The organism is Azospirillum sp. CT11-132, assembly GCF_047302835.1.
Lineage (GTDB): Bacteria > Pseudomonadota > Alphaproteobacteria > Azospirillales > Azospirillaceae > Azospirillum.
The window spans coordinates 482,701-499,346 of record NZ_JBGLZA010000006.1 but is presented as its reverse complement, the minus strand read 5'-3'; the positions used below and the strand labels follow the sequence as shown (position 1 = coordinate 499,346).

Sequence of the window (16,646 nt, the reverse complement as noted above, 5' to 3'; positions counted from 1 at the left end):
CGACCCTGCGCAAGTGGGGGAGGGCCGGAGTGGGGGCAGGTGCCCCTGATGGAACGGGGCGTTGCCAAGTCAGCGCTCCGTTCCAGTTTTCACCATAGTTTTAAAAAACGAGTACCCGTCGATGCTTCGCTTCATCCTGACGCGGGTGAGCTTGGTGATTCCGACATTTCTCGGCATCACCTTTCTGACCTTCATCCTGATCCGGCTGGTTCCCGGCGACCCCATCGAGGTGCGAGTCGGCGAACGGGGTATCGCACCCGAGCGGCTGGCCGCATTCCGTCATGAACTGGGTCTCGACCAGCCGCTCTGGCAACAGTTCCTCGATTATGTCGGCCACGTGCTGTCGGGTGATTTCGGCCTGTCGCTGGTCACCCACAATTCGGTGCTGAGCGAGTTCCTGACGCTGTTTCCGGCGACGCTCGAACTGGCGCTGTGCGCCATGCTGTTCGCGACGCTGATCGGCCTGCCCGCCGGCATCCTGGCGGCGGTGAAGCGCGGATCGCTGTTCGACCACGGCGTGATGGGCGCCAGCCTGACCGGCTATTCGATGCCGATCTTCTGGTGGGGCCTGCTGCTGATCCTGTTCTTCTCGGTCGCGCTGGGCTGGACCCCGGTGTCCGGCCGCCTGGATCTGGTCTATTACGTGGAGCCGGCGACCGGCTTCATGCTGATCGACACGTTGATGGCCGGCGATTACGACGCGTTCCGCTCCGCGCTGTCCCACCTGATCCTGCCGACCATCGTGCTGGGCACCGTGCCGCTGGCGGTGGTGGCGCGCATGACGCGGTCGGCCATGCTGGAGGTGCTGGGCGAGGATTACATCCGCACCGCCCGCGCCAAGGGTCTGGCCGACGGCCGGGTCATCGGCATGCATGCGCTGCGCAACGCGCTGATCCCGGTGGTGACCGTCATCGGCCTTCAAGTCGGCACGCTGCTGGGCGGCGCCATCCTGACCGAGACCATCTTTTCCTGGCCGGGGGTCGGCAAATGGCTGATCGAATCGATCAACCGCCGCGACTATCCGGCCCTGCAGGGCGGTGTCCTGCTGATCGCCACCTCGGTGATCCTGGTCAACCTGCTGGTGGACGTGCTTTACGGCGTCCTCAACCCCCGCATCCGTCACGCGCGGTGAGGCCAATCCATGTCCGCTGAATTTTCGACCAACGCAGAACCCGCCACCCCCGAACCGGTCGCCGTGTCGCGCCCGCCGCACCCGCTGACCGAGTTCTGGTATCACTTCCGCCAGAACAAGGGCGCGCTGGGCGGTCTGGTGGTGATCCTGCTGATCGCGCTGATCGCCATCTTCGCCGGCGTCATCGCCCCGCACGATCCCGACATCCAGTACCGCGATGCGATCCTGACCCCGCCGGTCTGGCAGGATGGCGGCACCTGGACCTACCTCCTCGGCACCGACGACATTGGCCGCGACATGCTGTCCCGCCTGATGTACGGCGCGCGGCTGTCGATGATGATCGGCCTGATCGTCGTCACCCTGTCGCTGGCCGTCGGGCTGGGGCTGGGGCTGATCGCCGGCTTCTTCGGCGGGATGGCCGACGTGCTGATCATGCGCGGCATGGACATCCTGCTGGCTCTGCCCTCGCTGCTGCTGGCCGTCGTGGTGGCCGCCATCCTCGGGCCGGGGCTGGTGAACGCCATGCTGGCGGTGTCGGTGGTGGTGATCCCGCACTATGCCCGCCTGACCCGCGCCGCGGTGATGGCGGAGGTGAACAAGGATTATGTCATCGCGTCGCGCGTCGCCGGTGCCGGGCCGATGCGCCTGATGCTGATCGTGGTGCTGCCGAACTGTCTGGCGCCGCTGATCGTGCAGGCGACGCTGGGCTTCTCCACCGCCATCCTGGACGCGGCCGCGCTCGGCTTCCTCGGTCTCGGCGCCCAGCCGCCGACGCCGGAATGGGGCACCATGCTGGCCTCCTCGCTGCAGTTCCTCCAGCGTGCGCCCTGGGTCGTGACCTGGCCCGGCATCGCCATCCTGGTGACCGTGCTGGCCTTCAATCTGTTGGGCGACGGTCTTCGCGACGCGCTCGACCCCAAGCTGAAACGTTGACCTCATGCCTCTTCTCGACATCAAGAACCTGTCGGTCGAGTTCACCACCCGCGCCGGCACCTTCCGCGCGGTGGATGGCATCGACCTGACCGTGGACGAAGGCGAGGTCGTCGGCATCGTCGGCGAATCCGGCTCCGGCAAATCCGTGACCTCGCTGGCCGTGATGGGGCTTCTCGGCTCCAACGGCCGGGTGGTCGCCGACCGGATGACGTTCGGTGGCCGCGACCTGCTGACCATGCCCCCCGCCCAGCGCCGGAAGATCACCGGCAAGGACGTCGCCATGGTCTTCCAGGAGCCGATGACCAGCCTGAACCCCTGCTTCACCGTCGGCTTCCAGATCATGGAAACCCTGCGGGTGCATGAGGGGCTGTCCGGCAAGGCGCTGCGCAACCGCGCCATCGCCCTGCTGGAGCAGGTCGGCATTCCGGCGCCGGAATCGCGCCTGTCCGCCTTCCCGCACCAGCTGTCGGGCGGCATGAGCCAGCGCGTGATGATCGCCATCGCCATCGCCTGCAACCCGCGCCTGCTGGTGGCGGACGAGCCGACGACCGCGCTGGACGTCACCATCCAGAAGCAGATCCTCGACCTGCTGGTCCAGCTGCAGCGCGAGCGCGGCATGGCGCTGATCCTCATCACCCACGACATGGGCGTGGTGGCGGAGACGGCGCAGCGCGTCGTCGTCATGTATGCCGGTCAGGTGGCGGAGACGCGGCCCGTCGGTTCCCTGTTCGAGCGGCCGCGCCACCCCTACACCGGCGCCCTGCTCGACGCCCTGCCGGAGCGGGCGCTGGGCAAGCGCCGGCTGCCGACGATTCCCGGCATGGTGCCGGGCATCGCCGACCGGCCGGCCGGCTGCCTGTTCAGCCCGCGCTGCCGCTTCGCCGACGCCCGCTGCCGTGCCGAGCGCCCGGCCCTGTTCGACGTGGACGACGGGCGCGCGCGCTGTTTCTACCCGCTGCCGGACGGCCATCTCGCCGCCGGGGAGGCGCTGTGATGAGCATCGAGACTGAACCCCACATCTTCGAGGCGACGGCCGGCAATTCGGTCGTGCTGGAGGCGCGCGATCTGCGCAAGCATTATGCGGTCAAGCGCGGCGCCTTCAAGCCGTTGGCGACGGTGAAGGCGCTGGACGGCGTGTCCTTCCGCCTGCAGGCCGGCAAGACGCTGGCGGTGGTCGGCGAGTCCGGCTGCGGCAAGTCGACGCTGGCCCGCTCCGTCACCATGATCGAGCCGCCGAGTTCGGGCGAGCTGCTCTATGACGGCCGCGAGGTCGTCGGGCGCAGTGCAGCGGAGATGAAGGAACTGCGCCGCACGGTGCAGATGGTCTTCCAGAACCCCTACGGCTCGCTGAACCCGCGCAAGACGGTCGGCTCCATCCTGACTGAGCCGCTGGTCATCAACACCGACATGGACAAGCACGAGCGGCGCGACCGCGCGGTGGCCATGATGGGCAAGGTGGGCCTGCGTCCCGATCAGGTCGACCGCTACCCGCACATGTTCTCCGGCGGCCAGCGCCAGCGCATCGCCATCGCCCGCGCCCTGATGCTGAACCCGCGCGTCGTCGTGGCGGACGAGCCGGTGTCGGCGCTCGACGTGTCGATCCAGGCGCAGGTGCTGAACCTGATGATGGATCTGCAGGAGGAGCTGAACCTCGCCTACCTGTTCATCTCCCACGACCTCAGCGTTGTGCGGCACATCGCCGATTCGCTGATGGTGATGTATCTGGGCAAGCCGGTGGAGCATGGTGCCAAGGACGTGGTCTTCACCCGGCCGCGGCACCCCTATACCCGCATCCTGCTGGCGGCGACGCCGCGGGTGAACCCGGACCTGCGCATGGACCGGGTGGTGCCGAAGGGCGAGCTGCCGTCGCCGCTGAACCCGCCGCCGGGCTGCGCGTTCCACAAGCGCTGCCCCTTCGCCACCGATCGCTGCGCTGCGGAGGTTCCGCCGCTACGCACCGTCGACGAGCGGCTGGTGGCCTGCCATTACGCCGAAGAGATGAACTGACCGGCCCCTCGGCTGTTTGGAAGGCGACTGTTCGGAAGGCGGCTGTTGAGTGCGGCGGCCGTCTTCTTTACGGTGGGCCCGATTCGTTCCTCAGCCGTCCTATCAGGGAGAGTGCCGCCATGCCGTCGTTCGACATCGTGTCCGAGACGGACGTCCACGAGATCGACAATGCTCTCGCCGGCGTCCGCCGCGAGATCGAAACCCGGTTCGACTTCAAGGGCTCGAAATGCACCGTCGAGCGGACCGAGAACGAGATCGTCCTGCTGGCCGACGACGCGCCGAAGCTGGCGCAGATGCAGGAACTGCTGCGCGTCTACGTGACCCGGCGCAAGCTCGACGCAGCGGCGCTCGACTTCACCGCCCAGCCGCAGCGCGCCGCGGGCGATGCGCTGCGCCACACCGTGACGATCAAGCAGGGAATCGCGCAGGATCTGGCGAAGACCATCGTCAAAGGGATCAAGGACAGCAAGATGAAGGTCCAGGTCTCGATCCAGGGTGACGAACTGCGGGTGACGGGCAAGAAGCGCGACGACCTCCAGGAGGCCATCGCCCTGGTCAAGCGGTTGGGCATCGAGCAGCCGCTGCAGTACCAGAATTTTCGCGATTGATGGCCCTGCGGACCGGCAAGGCTTGCCGGCCGCTGGGAAACTTCTGCCGGGTGGCTGGGTAATTTTTGCCGGTCAAATCGTCGCAGGGGTGAGCGCAGCCCTTGCGATGCGCCGGTTGTGTTGATGGCGTGATTTTTGCGTGTGTCCCTGCGGTTCGCCACTAACCGCAGGGAATCGTCCCATGTCGATGATGGCCAACAGCGAGGCCACGCAAGCCATGCGCATCAGGGCGGAAGACGTCCTGGAGCGCAAAGGGACGTCTGCGTCCCGGCAGGCGGGTGCCCTGGCCGGCCAGTTCGCGGCGATGCTGGAAACCCTGAACGGGGTGGGAGAGGGTGGAACCTCCGGCGCCGACTGCACCGGGGTGGTGCCGAACGCCCAGCCTTCCGTTCGTCTCGGTGTCGGCGCCGTCACGCTGTTCGCCCAGGAAGAGGGGCAGGGCGACGCCGCCATGGACCCCACCGCAGCGGTGCCCGACCCGCAGGACCCGACGACCGCGATGCAGGTGGTGGAAAGCGCCATCCAGGCCGGCGACGGAACGAACTTCCGCTGGCTGACCACCCTGCTGACGCAGAACTCCGCGGCGTAGTGCTTTAAGCAGACCGCTCAGAACCCCCGGCCGAACTCGGCCCAGGACTGCGGGACGTCGGCGGAGTCCGGCTTGCGCTTGCCGCCGCCGTGACGGGCGCGGAAGCCGGCGAACAGGTCCGCCATCGCGATGTGCGGCAGCGCCTCGCCAAAGGTGAAGCCGGCGGGAGCGATGCCGACGGGCGCCAGGGCGGCGGGACCGGCGAACAGGCGGCTCAGAATGCTCGACATCATGTGATTTCCCCTTGCTGCGGCACCGTCCGTCGGCGCCGTCGACCATGAGCGGATCATGCGCCCGGCCCTGCACCGCAGCAAGATATTCTGTATACCAGATACCGTATTTCAAATATGTGTGCGCCGCATGGCTCGGCCTTGACAGTTTAGTTCGCCAGACAAGCAATGTGTGCATGACAGCAATCGTGAAAAAGCGAGCCTTTTCAACGCATTCCACAATGTGGAAAAGAATAACTCATTCAGTATCCGGTATTTGGAATACGGATTGTTGAGGCGCACTGTCATCTCCGAACGGCGCATGATGCGGTGCGATACGGATGGACCGCCGCACTCCGGAAATCCTGCGCTCCCACGCTCAACGGGACTTTGGGGCATGACCACAGAGACGACCGAAGACCGCGGTCTTCTGACAAACAAATGGTTCCAGCTCAGCGTCGGCCTGCTGTGCATGGCGATGATCGCCAACCTGCAATATGGCTGGACGCTGTTCGTCGATCCCATCGACGCCAAGCATGGCTGGGGACGTGCAGCCATCCAGATCGCCTTCTCCATCTTCGTCTTCACCGAAACTTGGCTGGTCCCGATCGAAGGCTGGTTCGTCGACCGCTACGGCCCGCAGGCGGTGGTGATGGTGGGCAGTCTGCTGGTCGGCGGCTCCTGGGTGATCGACAGCCAAGCCTCTTCGCTGCCGATGCTCTACACCGCGGCGGTGATCTCCGGCATCGGCGCCGGCTGCGTCTATGGCACCTGCGTCGGCAATGCGCTGAAGTGGTTCCCGCAGCAGCGCGGGCTGGCCGCCGGCATCACCGCGGCCGGCTTCGGCGCCGGTGCCGGTGCCACGGTCATTCCGATCGCCAACATGATCGCCAACCAGGGCTACGAGCATGCCTTCCTGGTCTTCGGCATCGGGCAGGGCGTGGTGATCTTCGTGCTGTCCTTCTTCCTACGCAAGGCGCCGAAGTCGAACGCGGCGATGCGCAAGAGCGGCCCGGCCCAGACCAAGATCGACCATCCGCCGGCCCGCGTCATCCGCACGCCGGTCTTCTGGCTGCTCTATGTGATGTTCGTGATGGTGGCGTCCGGCGGCCTGATGGCGGCGGCCCAGATCGCGCCGATCGCCCATGACTTCCATGTCGCCGATTCGCCGATCAACATGTTCGGCTTCATCCTGCCGGCCCTGACCCTGGCGATTTCGCTGGACCGCGTGCTGGACGGCGCCGGACGGCCCTTCTTCGGCTGGGTGTCCGACCGCATCGGCCGCGAGAACACCATGTTCATCGCCTTCGGCACCGCCGCCGTCGCCATCGTCCTGGTGACGCAGCTGGGCCGCAACCCGGTGGCCTTCGTGATCTTCACCGCGATGTTCTTCTGCGTGTTCGGCGAGATCTACAGCCTGTTCCCGGCCACTGCCGGCGACACCTTCGGTTCGAAGTTCGCGACGACCAATGCCGGCATGCTCTACACCGCCAAGGGCACGGCGGCGCTGCTGGTCCCGCTCAGCAGCATCATCGCCGGCCATTTCGGCTGGCAGGCCGTGTTCTACATCGCCGCCAGCTTCAATCTGGTGGCGGCGATCCTGGCGATGTTCGTCCTGAAGCCGCTGCGGGCCAGCTTCATCCAGGCCGACGATTACGGTTTGCAGTCGGCCGCCGTCACCGCCCAAGCGACTGCCGACCGCTGACGGCAGGCGTCCGTCAAAGCCCCAACTTCGCCCAGGCCGCCCAATCGTCCAGCGACTTGCGGGCGGCCGCCACCAGGGCATCGGCGAAGGCCTCATGCGCCCCGGCCTGCAGTGCCGGGGCGTTGCCGGTTCCGGTCCGCAGCCCCAGCCTCCGCAGCATGCCGCGCTCCTGCTGCACCACGCGCAGCCGCACCTTCTCGCCGAAACGCCCGCGCATCACCGAGCGCAGATCGCCCAGCCCGTCGACCAGCCCGAGAGCCAGCGCCTTGCGCCCGGCCCAGAAGGCGCCGGAGAACAGCTCCTCCTCCGGCCCGGTCAGCCGCGCGCCCCGCCGCGTGCGCACCATCGCCTTGAACGCCTCGTGCACGTCGGCCTGCAGCGCCTTCAGATGGGCGACGCCGTCCTCGCGCTCGGGCGAGAATGGGTCGAGCAGCACCTTCTTGTCGCCGGCGGTGTAGAGCCGCCGCTCGATCCCGTGGCGCTCGATCAGCGCATGCAGGCCGAAGCCCGACGACACCACGCCGATGGAGCCGACGATGGAGCTTTCGTCCGCCCAGATCTCGTCCGCCGCGCAGGCCAGCCAATAGCCGCCCGACGCCGCCGCGTCCTCGCAGAAGGCGAAGACCGGCACCTTCTTCTCCTCCGCCAGATCGCGGATGCGCTTGGCGATCAGCGCCGACTGCACCGGCGACCCGCCCGGCGAGTTGATGATCAGCGCCACCGCCTTCTGGTTCTTCGGCGCGAAGGCGCGTTCCAGCAGCGGGGCGACGCCGTCCAGCGACAGGCCGGAGCGGAAGGGGCCGGCCTGGCCGATGACGCCGGACAGGCGGACGACGGACACCAGCGGCCCGGCCTTGCGCCAGGGGCCGAAGGGGAGTTTGGCGAGGAGGGAATGCAGGCTCATGCCGGCAGAGATGGGATTGAAGTCTCCCGATTGAAAGGCTCCGTTCCCGCCAAATTGGTCCCGCTAAATCGCCCCCGCTAAATCGTGAGTGCTTCGGCGTCCCTCAGGATCCGCTCCGCCGCCGGGCTGTAGCCGCCTTCGGCCTTGTGCACGGTCAGGCCGGCGGTCAGCCGGGCCGGCGCCTTGCCGCCCTTGCGGGCGATCAGCAGTAGCCGCTTGGCCTCCACCCCCGGCTTGGGCCACAGCGGCACCAGGACGAGGCTGCCGAACCGGCCGCGCAACGCGTGCAGGATGTCGTCGATCCGGTCGGCGCGGTGGACCATCGTCAGCGTGCCGCGCGGCTTCAGCATGCGGTCGGCGAAGCGCACCCAGTCGCCCAGCCCTGCCGCGCCTTCCACATTCGCCGCGGCCTTCCAGTCGTCGGGCGGGACGCTGGCGGCACCGGCCTTCAGGTAGGGCGGATTCATCATTACACGATCGAATCCGAAGGTCCCGAGAGCTTCGGGTGGGGCCATCAGGTCGCCCTGGACCACCGTCACCCGCTCCGCGACGCCGCTGAGCGCGGCATTGCGGCGGGCGAAGCCGCAGGCGTCGGCCCGCTGTTCCAGCCCGACCACCGCCACGCCCGGCACCCGGACGGCGAGGCACAGTGCCGCAGCTCCGGTGCCGGTGCCGACATCCAGCACCCGCTCGCCGGCGGCGGCGGCGGTGATGGCGGCGAGGAAGACCGGATCGATGGCGGCGCGATAGCCGCCGTCCGGCTGGTGCAGCCTGACCCGGCCGTTCAGCAGGAAATCCACGGGTGTTTCCAGGCGTCGTTCTGGAGACGGAACGATATGGCCGCTCACGCTTCGCCGGCCTCGCGCAGGATGCGGAGGGCCTGTGCGGCGTCCTCCGTGCCGACCATCAGCCGCCGGGGAATGGCGCCGATGGAGCCCTCCAGGATGCTGGTGTAGCTGTCCAGCACGATGGCCTCGATGCCCGCGTCGGCCAGAAGGGCAACCAGCCAGGACAGGCGGACGGGGTCGGTGGTGCGCAGCAGTTCGGTCATGGCATCTCGGAAGAACGGGCGTCTCGAAAGAACGGTCCCCTGCGGACTTGACCGAACAGGCTAGGCCGTTATGCTCCCTAGCGCAAATTCTGGCGTCAATCACCCGTGGAGTCGACCTTGGCGGTCGTGACCAACTTCGAGCCGAAACGGCGCAAGTCTACCCCGCTCGACGACCTGACCGCTTTGGTGGCCGAGGACCTCAGCGCCGTCAACCAGATCATCCTCGACCGTATGCAGTCGTCGGTCGAGATGATTCCGCAGCTGGCCGGCTATCTGATCGCGGCCGGCGGCAAGCGCCTGCGCCCGGTGCTGACGCTCGCCGCCGCCAACATGTGCGGCTATCAGGGGGAGCATCACCGGCTGCTGGCCGCGGTGGTGGAGTTCATCCACAGCGCGACCCTGCTGCACGACGACGTGGTCGACGAAAGCGACCTGCGCCGCGGCATGGCCTCGGCCAACGCGGTGTTCGGCAACAAGGCCAGCGTGCTGGTCGGCGATTTCCTGTTCTCCCGCGCCTTCGAGATGATGGTGGAGGTGCAGTCGCTCGACGTGCTGCGCATCCTGTCCGGCGCCTCGGCCATCATCGCCGAGGGCGAGGTGCTGCAGCTGCGCACCACCAATGACACCGAGACCAGCGAGCAGGCCTATCTCGAGGTCATCAAGGGCAAGACGGCCGAGCTGTTCGCCGCCGCCTGCCGCGTCGGCGCCGTCGTCGCCAACCGCCCGCAGGCGGAGGAGTTGGCGCTCTACGATTACGGCATGAATCTCGGCATCGCCTTCCAGCTGGTCGACGACGTGCTGGATTACTCGGCCTTGCAGGCGAAGCTGGGCAAGACGGTCGGCGACGATTTCCGCGAGGGCAAGATCACCCTGCCGGTCGTGCTGGCCTTCCGCCGCGGCAACGACGAGGAACGCGCCTTCTGGCGCCGGGTGATGGAGGAGCTGGACCAGAAGGACGGCGACCTGGAGCGTGCCCAGGCGCTGATGGCCCGCCACAACGCCCTGAAGGACACGGTGGAACGGGCGCGCCATTACGGCTCCATCGCCCGCGACAGCCTGGGTCTGTTCGCCGACGGGCCGATCAAGCAGGCCCTGCTGGAAGTCATTGATTTCGTGATCGATCGCGATTTCTGACGGCATTTCCGCCGGGCCGGGAGGGGGCCGGATCTTTTTGGCCGATGACGCATTTTTTGCGTTGCGCGCCGGAGCGTGAGCGTTTATACACCCCCTCCACCGGCGGACGACACCGCCCGCCGGTGCCATGATCGGAGAGTAGCTCAGCCTGGTAGAGCACTGCTTTCGGGAGGCAGGGGCCGGAGGTTCGAATCCTCTCTCTCCGACCACAAAGACAAGGGCTTCCGGAGAAATCCGGGAGCCCTTCGTCGTTTCGGGGTTCCGCCGGGCATGGCAAAACAGCATGGCAAAAATGCAGTGGTCAGGCTGTGACTTTGCATTGCGCAGCCGGCCGGAACCGTTTATACACCCGCTCCACCGGCGGACGGCGCACTCCAGAGTGACAGGCCGCCGGTGCCATGATCGGAGAGTAGCTCAGCCTGGTAGAGCACTGCTTTCGGGAGGCAGGGGCCGGAGGTTCGAATCCTCTCTCTCCGACCAACAAGACAAGGGCTTCCGGAGTGATCCGGAAGCCCTTTGTCGTTCCGGACCGGTGCCGATCAGGCGGCGCGCTGCTGTTGCGACATCTGGCTCCGCACATGGTCGCAGGCCTGATCGACCTCCCGTGTGAAGGTGTCATAGTCCACCTGCATGCCATTCAGGTAGGCGCTCCAGCCCGCGCTGGACTTCGCGTAATGAACGGCGGCCTCGATCTCATCCTGCGTTGCGCCGAACAGTTTGGCGAGCGCCGTATGATAGAAGGCGCAATACCGGCACTTCATGACGGCGGCAATCCCCAGACCGATCAGTTCGCGGTACTTCTGTGGGATCGGCCCGTCATCGACCTGCACGGCCTTGAACAGGCGCCATTCGGCTTCGATGGTGGTGTCGGGCAGTTCCTTGAAGAAGGATGGAACCAGCCCGAAGATGTCGGTGATCTCCTGGTATACGGCTTGGCGATCCGCTTGGCGATCCATGTGCCCCTCCCTGAGGTGAGGCGTGGGCATGCCGCAAGTTGCGCGGGCACGCTCGCGTCGAAGGCGGCCATTATGCGCCGTGAAACGTCGGCTGGACCTTTCCATTGCGGCAGATGTGCTTTTTAGACCTTGCTCCGGCGCCAATTCCCCCAATTTCGGCCAGAGCCCCCCTCACACCGTGCACAGGAACCGCCGGTCCGTCCCCTCCAGCACCAGGGCGGTCAGGCGGTTGGTGGCGTAGGCGCCGGTGTCGATGCCGATGCGGTTGGCCAGCAGTTCAGGCTCCGGCGCGATGGTGTGGCCATGGACGACCACCTTGCCATGATCGGCGCGTGACGCGAGGAAGACCTCGCGGATCCACAGCCGGTCCTGGTCCTCCTGCCGGTCGAGCGGGACGCCGGGGCGGACGCCGGCATGGACGAAATGATAGTCGCCGATGGTCAGGTGGCAGCGCAGGCCGGTCAAGAAGGCGCGGTGATGGGCCGGCAGCAGGCTGTTCAGCATCATCTGCGCCTGCTGCAGATGCTCCGTCGGCGCATCAGGATCGGGGGCGGGGATGCCGTAGCTCTCCAGCGTCGCATCGCCGCCATAGGTCAGCCAGCCGGGGGCGACGCGCAGGTCCGACAGGAAGCCCAGCATGGTGTCCTCGTGGTTGCCGCGCAGGAATACCGCGCCGAAGGCCGGCGGCAGCCCGCAGGCGAGCCGTTCGATCACCAGCCGCGAATCCGGGCCGCGGTCGACATAATCGCCGAGGAAGACGAGGTATTTCAGCAGGTTCGGCGCCTGTTCGGCATCGCGGGCGATCTGGCCCAGCATCTGCTCGAGCAGGTCGAGCCGGCCATGGATGTCGCCGACCGCATAGACGCGCATGCCGCGCGGCACCGATGCCGGTCCCGCCCGGCCGCCAAAAGGACCGGCCGAGGGAGCGCCCGAAATGGCCTCCGCCCACAGTCTGCGTGCCAAGCTCAACACGAGATCGTTCTCGAATTCGTCACATCCCGCCCCCTCACCTGTGTCCGGGCCGTTGGCCCTTCAAGGGGTTCCCGGCGTTGCACCGCATTTGCGCCGCTTTCAGTCGAACGGCGATGCGACCGGTGACGGAAGATCGCGCGACGACAGCAGCGGCCGGCGCAGCCGCCCGGCGGCGATGTCGGCGCGCAACGTGTCTCCGTCCGCGTTGCGCACGCGCTCCAGCTCCGCCCGGTTGGCCTCGAAGAAGGGATTCTGCTCCGACGAGTTCGCCGGCCGGGCATGCTCCAGATGGTAGAGCGGTCCCGGCACCCGCTCGACGCCGAGCCCCAGCCGACGGAAGCGCTCGACGATCTCGTCATCCTCGAAGCCCCAGGACAGGAAGGCCTCGTTGTAGCCGCCGTTGGCGAGCAGCCGCTCCCGGTCGAAGAAGGCGCCGCCGCCGGGGGAATTGCGGTGCATCAGCGGAAAGCGTGGGCAGACGGCGTTCAGCGGGGCCGCCGACAGGGTGTAGCCGAAGCGCAGGACCTCCCGGCCCATGATCCAGAAGAACAGCCCGTTGTAGGGGAAGACCAGCCCGCCGCCCCGCCGGACGGCGTCGCGCGCCAGCACATACTGCACCGGGTCCACCACGATGTCGGTGTCGTGCAGGGCGACGATGGGCGTGTCGGCCGCCTCGGCCATGCGGTTGATGAGGTGGGCCTTGTGGGTGAAGGGCGTGTCGTTGCCGCGCAGATGCAGGTGGCGGCAGCGGGCGGCCAGTTCGGGGCCGAGCGCGTCCGGCACGTCGCTCGGCCCGTCCTTGTCCTCGCCGATCAGCAGGGTGGCGTCGACATGCTTCAGCAGGAAGCCGACGATCCAGCGCAGGTTGCGCCTGCGGTCGTCGCTGTCGGCGCGGAACGGAATCAGGATGGTGGTGTCGCGCAGGTCGTGCCGTCCGTCCGGCAGCCGTGCCGCCATCGCCGCGCTGCGGGTGCGGAAGGCCTCCTCCTGCGCCGTCAGCCGCTCCCGCGACAGGTCGTCGGCGGGATTCAGCGCCAGCGCCATCTCATAGAAATGCACCGCCGCGCCGGGCCGGCCCAAATCCGCTTCGATGTCGCCATGCTGGCGCCAGCCGGCGGGATAATGCGGGTGGCGCCCCAGCAACGTGTCCAGCGCCGCCAGCGCCTCGTCCAGGCGGCCGGCGCCCTGCAGGGCCTCGCTCAGGTGATATTCGGCATCGGGGAAGTCGGGGCGCAGCGCCAGGGCGCGGCGGTAGGCGACGATGGCCTCCTCCGTCCGCAGGGCGCGGTGGTGCAGGGTTCCCAGGTTGAACAGCGCATCGGCATCGGGCGCCCGCTCCACCGAGCGGGTCAGCAGGTCCAGCGCCCGGTCCATGTCGCCCCGGCGGCCGGCGATGAAGCCCATCCGGTGCAGCGCCTCGGCATTGCCGGGATCGGCGTCGAGGATTCGGGCATAGAGGTCCTCCCCCTCGTCCAGGCGCCCGGATTTCAGGTGGTCGAGCGCGATGGCGAGCGCCTCGTCGAGGGTGACGGTCCGGCTGCCGTTGGGCATGAAGGTCATTCCGTTGCGTATTGAAGGACTTCGGCGATTCCACTTTGACACGGAGGGGGCCGGCGGTGGACTCTTCGGTCGAACCAAACCGCTTTGCGACCAGCCAAAAGGCATCCGCAGGACCATGACCAACGATCATAAGAACCGTTCCACCGGAGGACTCGCCCTTTCCCGCCGCACGCTGGGGCAGGCCGCCATCGCCGGCGGCGTGCTGGCCGGCTTCGGCCGCGCCCCGGTCTTCGCGCAGGACACCACGCTGAAGGTCGGCGTTCTGCTGCCGCGCTCCGGCCTGCTGGCCCAGGCGGGTCAGGCCTGCCAGCGCGGCGCCGACATCGCGCCGGCGGTGCTTTCCGACCTTGGCTACAAGGTCGAGGTGATGTCGGCCGACACCGAATCGAACGCCGACGTCGCCCGCTCGCGCACGGAAAAGCTGATCAACGACGGCGCCCATGTCATCGTCGGCGCCTTCGACAGCGGCCAGACCGCCGCCGCCGCCCAGGTGTGCGAGCAGCGCGGCGTGCCGTTGGTGATGAACATCGCCGCCGCCGACAAGCTGACGGAGCAGGGGTACAAGACCGTCTTCCGCAACTTCCCGACCTCCACCATGCTGGTGTCGAACGGGATGTCGCTGATGAAGGACCTGTTCGCCGCCACCGGCACCACGCCGAAGACCGCCGTCTTCCTGCACGCCAACGACACCTTCGGCATGGCGAACAAGGCCGCCATCGACGCGCTGTTCCCCAAGCTGGACATGCCGTTCCAGATCGTCGAATCGATCTCCTACGACCCGCGGGCGCAGGATCTGGCGGTCGAGGTGGCGAAGGCCAAGGCCACCGGCGCCGAGCTTGCCATCGTCACCACCCGCGCCAACGACGCCATCATGATGGTGCGCGAGATGGTCAAGCAGCGGTGGGAGCCGAAGGGCATCGTCTCCCCCGGTTCGCCCGGCCTGTATGACGAACAGTTCTACAAGGTGCTGGGCAAATACGCCGACTACGCCATCACCAACCTGCCCTGGTACGACCCCAAGGCGGCGATGACCAAGCGGGTCGAGGCGGCCTTCAAGAAGCAGTTTCCGAACGACCGGTTTGAGGGCTACGCCTTCAACGTCGCCTTCACCTTCGAGGCGATCCTGATCGCCGCCGACGCCTTCAAGCGCGCCGGCACGGCGGAGGCCTCGGCGATGCTGGCGGCTCTGCGCCAGACCAACCTGACGGACAAGCTGATGGTCGGCCCGGCGATCACCTTCGACGAGAAGGGCCAGAACACCAACCTGATCTCCGCCTGCATCCAGAACCACAAGCTGCGCCCGACCGTGGTCCTGCCGAAGGCGTCGGCCGAAGCCGACCCGGTCTTCCCGATGCCGGGCTGGGGCAAGCGGGCGTAACGAGGCGATCCTGTGAACCTCCCTCTCCCGTCCCGGGAGAGGGAAGGGGCCCATGCGCAGCATGGGAAGGGTGAGGGGTATTCCAAGGAACCATGCGGCACGGGGATTCTTGCTTTGCCCCTCACCCTCCCCACCGCTTTGCGGCGGGTCCCCTCCCTCTCCCGGGGCGGGAGAGGGCGATTTAAGAGCCCCCCTCAACTCCCCGGCGCCCGCGGCGCGCTCCAGTTGCGCAGAACGCTGACGACGCGCAGCACGAACACGGCGAGCGCGCCGGCCACCGCGACCGGCACCGGCGGCAGATCCAGACGATTGCCGGCGATCACCACCACGGCCCCCAGCAGCGAGGCCATGGCATAGATCTCCTCGCGCAGCACCCGGGGCACCTCGGCGACCAGCAGGTCGCGCACCGCCCCGCCGCCGCAGGCGGTCATCACGCCCAAAAGGGCGGCCGGCAGCGGGCTGAGGCCATAGGCCAGCGCCTTGCCGCAGCCGGCGACGGTGAACAGCCCGAGCCCGGCGGCATCCAGCACCATCACCGGCTTGCCCAGCCGGTTGATCGGGCCGTGGAACAGGAAGGCGGCCATCCCGGCGGCGAGCGCCACCATCAGATAGCGGTCGTCCTGCAGGCTGGCCGGCGGCAGCGCGCCGATCAGCACATCGCGGACCACGCCGCCGGCCAGCGCCGCGGCCAGCGACAGCACCATCACCCCGAACAGGTCCAGCCGCTTGCGCACCGCCAGCGTGCCGCCGCTGAGCCCGAAGACGAACACGCCGATGAAATCCATCACCGTCAGTAGGGTGGACAGGTCGGTCGGCATCGGAATGGGAAGCGGCGGCATGGTCGGGCTCTGCTGAGAACGTCTGCCTACCGATTGAGCACAGCCGCCCCCACCGCGCCAAGCGAAACCTCCGCTACACCGTGTCGGGCGCCGACAGCCGGATGCTCATCCGGCGCGCTTCCAGCATGAAGGCACGGGTCATCTGCAGCAGGTCGGTGCGCCAATAGAGCTGGGTCAGCGGTTCGTCCAGGAAGCCTTCCGGCAGCATGGCGTAGCAATAGGTCTCCACCACCCGCAGGTCATGGTCCCAGGGATCGACGCCGTCGCGCCAGCCGATGGTCCAGCCGGCATGGCCGGCGCCGATGGCCCAGCGTTCGAAATGCGGGGCGATGGTGTTGCTGTCGATCGGGTCCTTCACCGGCACCTGATAGATGGCGACGAACCGCCAGACATTCAGCTGAAGCCGCATCAGCAGCGAATCGCCGAAGGCGCCGATGCGATAGAGGCAGTCCGGCGAGCCGGGGGCGTGGCTGAAGCTGACCTCCGCCCGCCGCAGCTCGGCCAGCGGCGTGGCGGACGGGGCGTCGGCCAGGGGCGGCGTCTCATACTCCACGGCACGCAGATCCTCGACCACGTCATGGGTCAGCAGGTGTGAAACGCGGCTCTGCGCCTCGGCGATGGTCAGGCGGGTCAAGGGGGCGGTCCCTTTCTGCTGGTGGCTGACGGTCA

Annotated in this window: 18 protein-coding genes and 2 tRNA genes; 11 read left to right on the top strand and 9 right to left on the bottom strand. The window is 67.6% G+C overall.

Annotation, left to right across the window (positions count from 1 at the left end; all coding sequences use genetic code 11):
* Positions 1–121 precede the first annotated feature (121 nt).
* The 6 genes from ACCD06_RS26165 (at position 122) to ACCD06_RS26140 (ending at position 5,269) form a co-directional block, all read left to right on the top strand.
* Positions 122–1,132, top strand: a complete 1,011-nt coding sequence (locus ACCD06_RS26165) for an ABC transporter permease subunit (RefSeq protein WP_109074654.1) — start codon at positions 122–124, stop codon at positions 1,130–1,132.
* Between the two features lie 9 nt (positions 1,133–1,141).
* Positions 1,142–2,065 (top strand): ABC transporter permease subunit, encoded by a 924-nt coding sequence (locus ACCD06_RS26160; protein ID WP_174757514.1) that lies wholly within the window; start codon positions 1,142–1,144, stop codon positions 2,063–2,065.
* A gap of 4 nt (positions 2,066–2,069) precedes the next feature.
* Positions 2,070–3,059 (top strand): ABC transporter ATP-binding protein, encoded by a 990-nt coding sequence (locus tag ACCD06_RS26155; protein ID WP_109074655.1) that lies wholly within the window; start codon positions 2,070–2,072, stop codon positions 3,057–3,059.
* Positions 3,059–4,072, top strand: coding sequence for a peptide ABC transporter ATP-binding protein (locus tag ACCD06_RS26150; protein WP_413344578.1), 1,014 nt, complete (start codon positions 3,059–3,061; stop codon positions 4,070–4,072). The genes ACCD06_RS26155 and ACCD06_RS26150 overlap by 1 nt, the downstream gene beginning before the upstream one ends.
* A gap of 119 nt (positions 4,073–4,191) precedes the next feature.
* A complete protein-coding gene (locus ACCD06_RS26145; RefSeq protein ID WP_109074657.1) occupies positions 4,192–4,680 on the top strand; it encodes a YajQ family cyclic di-GMP-binding protein in 489 nt (162 codons plus the stop codon).
* Positions 4,681–4,861: 181 nt separating this feature from the next.
* A complete protein-coding gene (locus tag ACCD06_RS26140) occupies positions 4,862–5,269 on the top strand; it encodes a hypothetical protein (RefSeq protein WP_413344576.1) in 408 nt (135 codons plus the stop codon).
* A 17-nt stretch (positions 5,270–5,286) separates the two neighbouring features.
* On the opposite strand, the gene ACCD06_RS26135 is transcribed toward ACCD06_RS26140, so the two are convergent.
* On the bottom strand, positions 5,287–5,502 hold the full coding sequence (locus tag ACCD06_RS26135) for a hypothetical protein (protein WP_413344574.1): 216 nt from the start codon (positions 5,500–5,502) through the stop codon (positions 5,287–5,289).
* A gap of 373 nt (positions 5,503–5,875) precedes the next feature.
* Here ACCD06_RS26135 and oxlT point away from each other — a divergent pair, with 373 nt between their 5' ends.
* The gene (oxlT, locus tag ACCD06_RS26130) at positions 5,876–7,183 is read left to right on the top strand and encodes an oxalate/formate MFS antiporter (protein ID WP_413344572.1); all 1,308 of its coding nucleotides are present in this window, start codon (positions 5,876–5,878) and stop codon (positions 7,181–7,183) included.
* A 13-nt stretch (positions 7,184–7,196) separates the two neighbouring features.
* On the opposite strand, the gene ACCD06_RS26125 is transcribed toward oxlT, so the two are convergent.
* The 3 genes from ACCD06_RS26125 to ACCD06_RS26115 form a co-directional block, all read right to left on the bottom strand.
* A complete protein-coding gene (locus ACCD06_RS26125) occupies positions 7,197–8,087 on the bottom strand; it encodes a S49 family peptidase (protein ID WP_413344570.1) in 891 nt (296 codons plus the stop codon).
* A gap of 77 nt (positions 8,088–8,164) precedes the next feature.
* Positions 8,165–8,887 (bottom strand): tRNA1(Val) (adenine(37)-N6)-methyltransferase, encoded by a 723-nt coding sequence (locus ACCD06_RS26120; protein ID WP_413344568.1) that lies wholly within the window; start codon positions 8,885–8,887, stop codon positions 8,165–8,167.
* A gap of 44 nt (positions 8,888–8,931) precedes the next feature.
* Entirely contained in the window at positions 8,932–9,138 is a 207-nt protein-coding gene (locus tag ACCD06_RS26115; RefSeq protein WP_085083912.1) for a DUF2007 domain-containing protein, read from the bottom strand.
* A 117-nt stretch (positions 9,139–9,255) separates the two neighbouring features.
* Here ACCD06_RS26115 and ACCD06_RS26110 point away from each other — a divergent pair, with 117 nt between their 5' ends.
* The 3 genes from ACCD06_RS26110 (at position 9,256) to ACCD06_RS26100 (ending at position 10,752) form a co-directional block, all read left to right on the top strand.
* Positions 9,256–10,272 carry a polyprenyl synthetase family protein gene (locus ACCD06_RS26110; RefSeq protein WP_109074664.1) on the top strand — a complete coding sequence of 339 codons (1,017 nt, stop codon included), beginning with the start codon at positions 9,256–9,258 and terminating at the stop codon, positions 10,270–10,272.
* A gap of 132 nt (positions 10,273–10,404) precedes the next feature.
* Positions 10,405–10,481 (top strand) — tRNA-Pro (locus ACCD06_RS26105).
* A gap of 194 nt (positions 10,482–10,675) precedes the next feature.
* Positions 10,676–10,752, top strand: a tRNA-Pro gene (locus ACCD06_RS26100).
* Positions 10,753–10,811: 59 nt separating this feature from the next.
* Here ACCD06_RS26100 and ACCD06_RS26095 read toward each other — a convergent pair.
* From ACCD06_RS26095 to ACCD06_RS26085, 3 genes are all read right to left on the bottom strand, one after another.
* The gene (locus ACCD06_RS26095) at positions 10,812–11,228 is read right to left on the bottom strand and encodes a carboxymuconolactone decarboxylase family protein (RefSeq protein WP_158282115.1); all 417 of its coding nucleotides are present in this window, start codon (positions 11,226–11,228) and stop codon (positions 10,812–10,814) included.
* 171 nt (positions 11,229–11,399) lie between these two features.
* A complete protein-coding gene (locus tag ACCD06_RS26090; protein ID WP_109155943.1) occupies positions 11,400–12,200 on the bottom strand; it encodes a metallophosphoesterase family protein in 801 nt (266 codons plus the stop codon).
* Between the two features lie 99 nt (positions 12,201–12,299).
* The gene (locus tag ACCD06_RS26085) at positions 12,300–13,751 is read right to left on the bottom strand and encodes a tetratricopeptide repeat protein (RefSeq protein ID WP_413344564.1); all 1,452 of its coding nucleotides are present in this window, start codon (positions 13,749–13,751) and stop codon (positions 12,300–12,302) included.
* A 124-nt stretch (positions 13,752–13,875) separates the two neighbouring features.
* Here ACCD06_RS26085 and ACCD06_RS26080 point away from each other — a divergent pair, with 124 nt between their 5' ends.
* Positions 13,876–15,138, top strand: coding sequence for an ABC transporter substrate-binding protein (locus ACCD06_RS26080; protein ID WP_413344562.1), 1,263 nt, complete (start codon positions 13,876–13,878; stop codon positions 15,136–15,138).
* Positions 15,139–15,332: 194 nt separating this feature from the next.
* Here the strand turns inward: ACCD06_RS26080 and ACCD06_RS26075 are convergent, their stop codons facing one another.
* Positions 15,333–15,977 carry a trimeric intracellular cation channel family protein gene (locus ACCD06_RS26075; RefSeq protein ID WP_413344560.1) on the bottom strand — a complete coding sequence of 215 codons (645 nt, stop codon included), beginning with the start codon at positions 15,975–15,977 and terminating at the stop codon, positions 15,333–15,335.
* Between the two features lie 73 nt (positions 15,978–16,050).
* Positions 16,051–16,611, bottom strand: coding sequence for a hypothetical protein (locus ACCD06_RS26070; protein ID WP_413344558.1), 561 nt, complete (start codon positions 16,609–16,611; stop codon positions 16,051–16,053).
* Positions 16,612–16,646 lie beyond the last annotated feature (35 nt).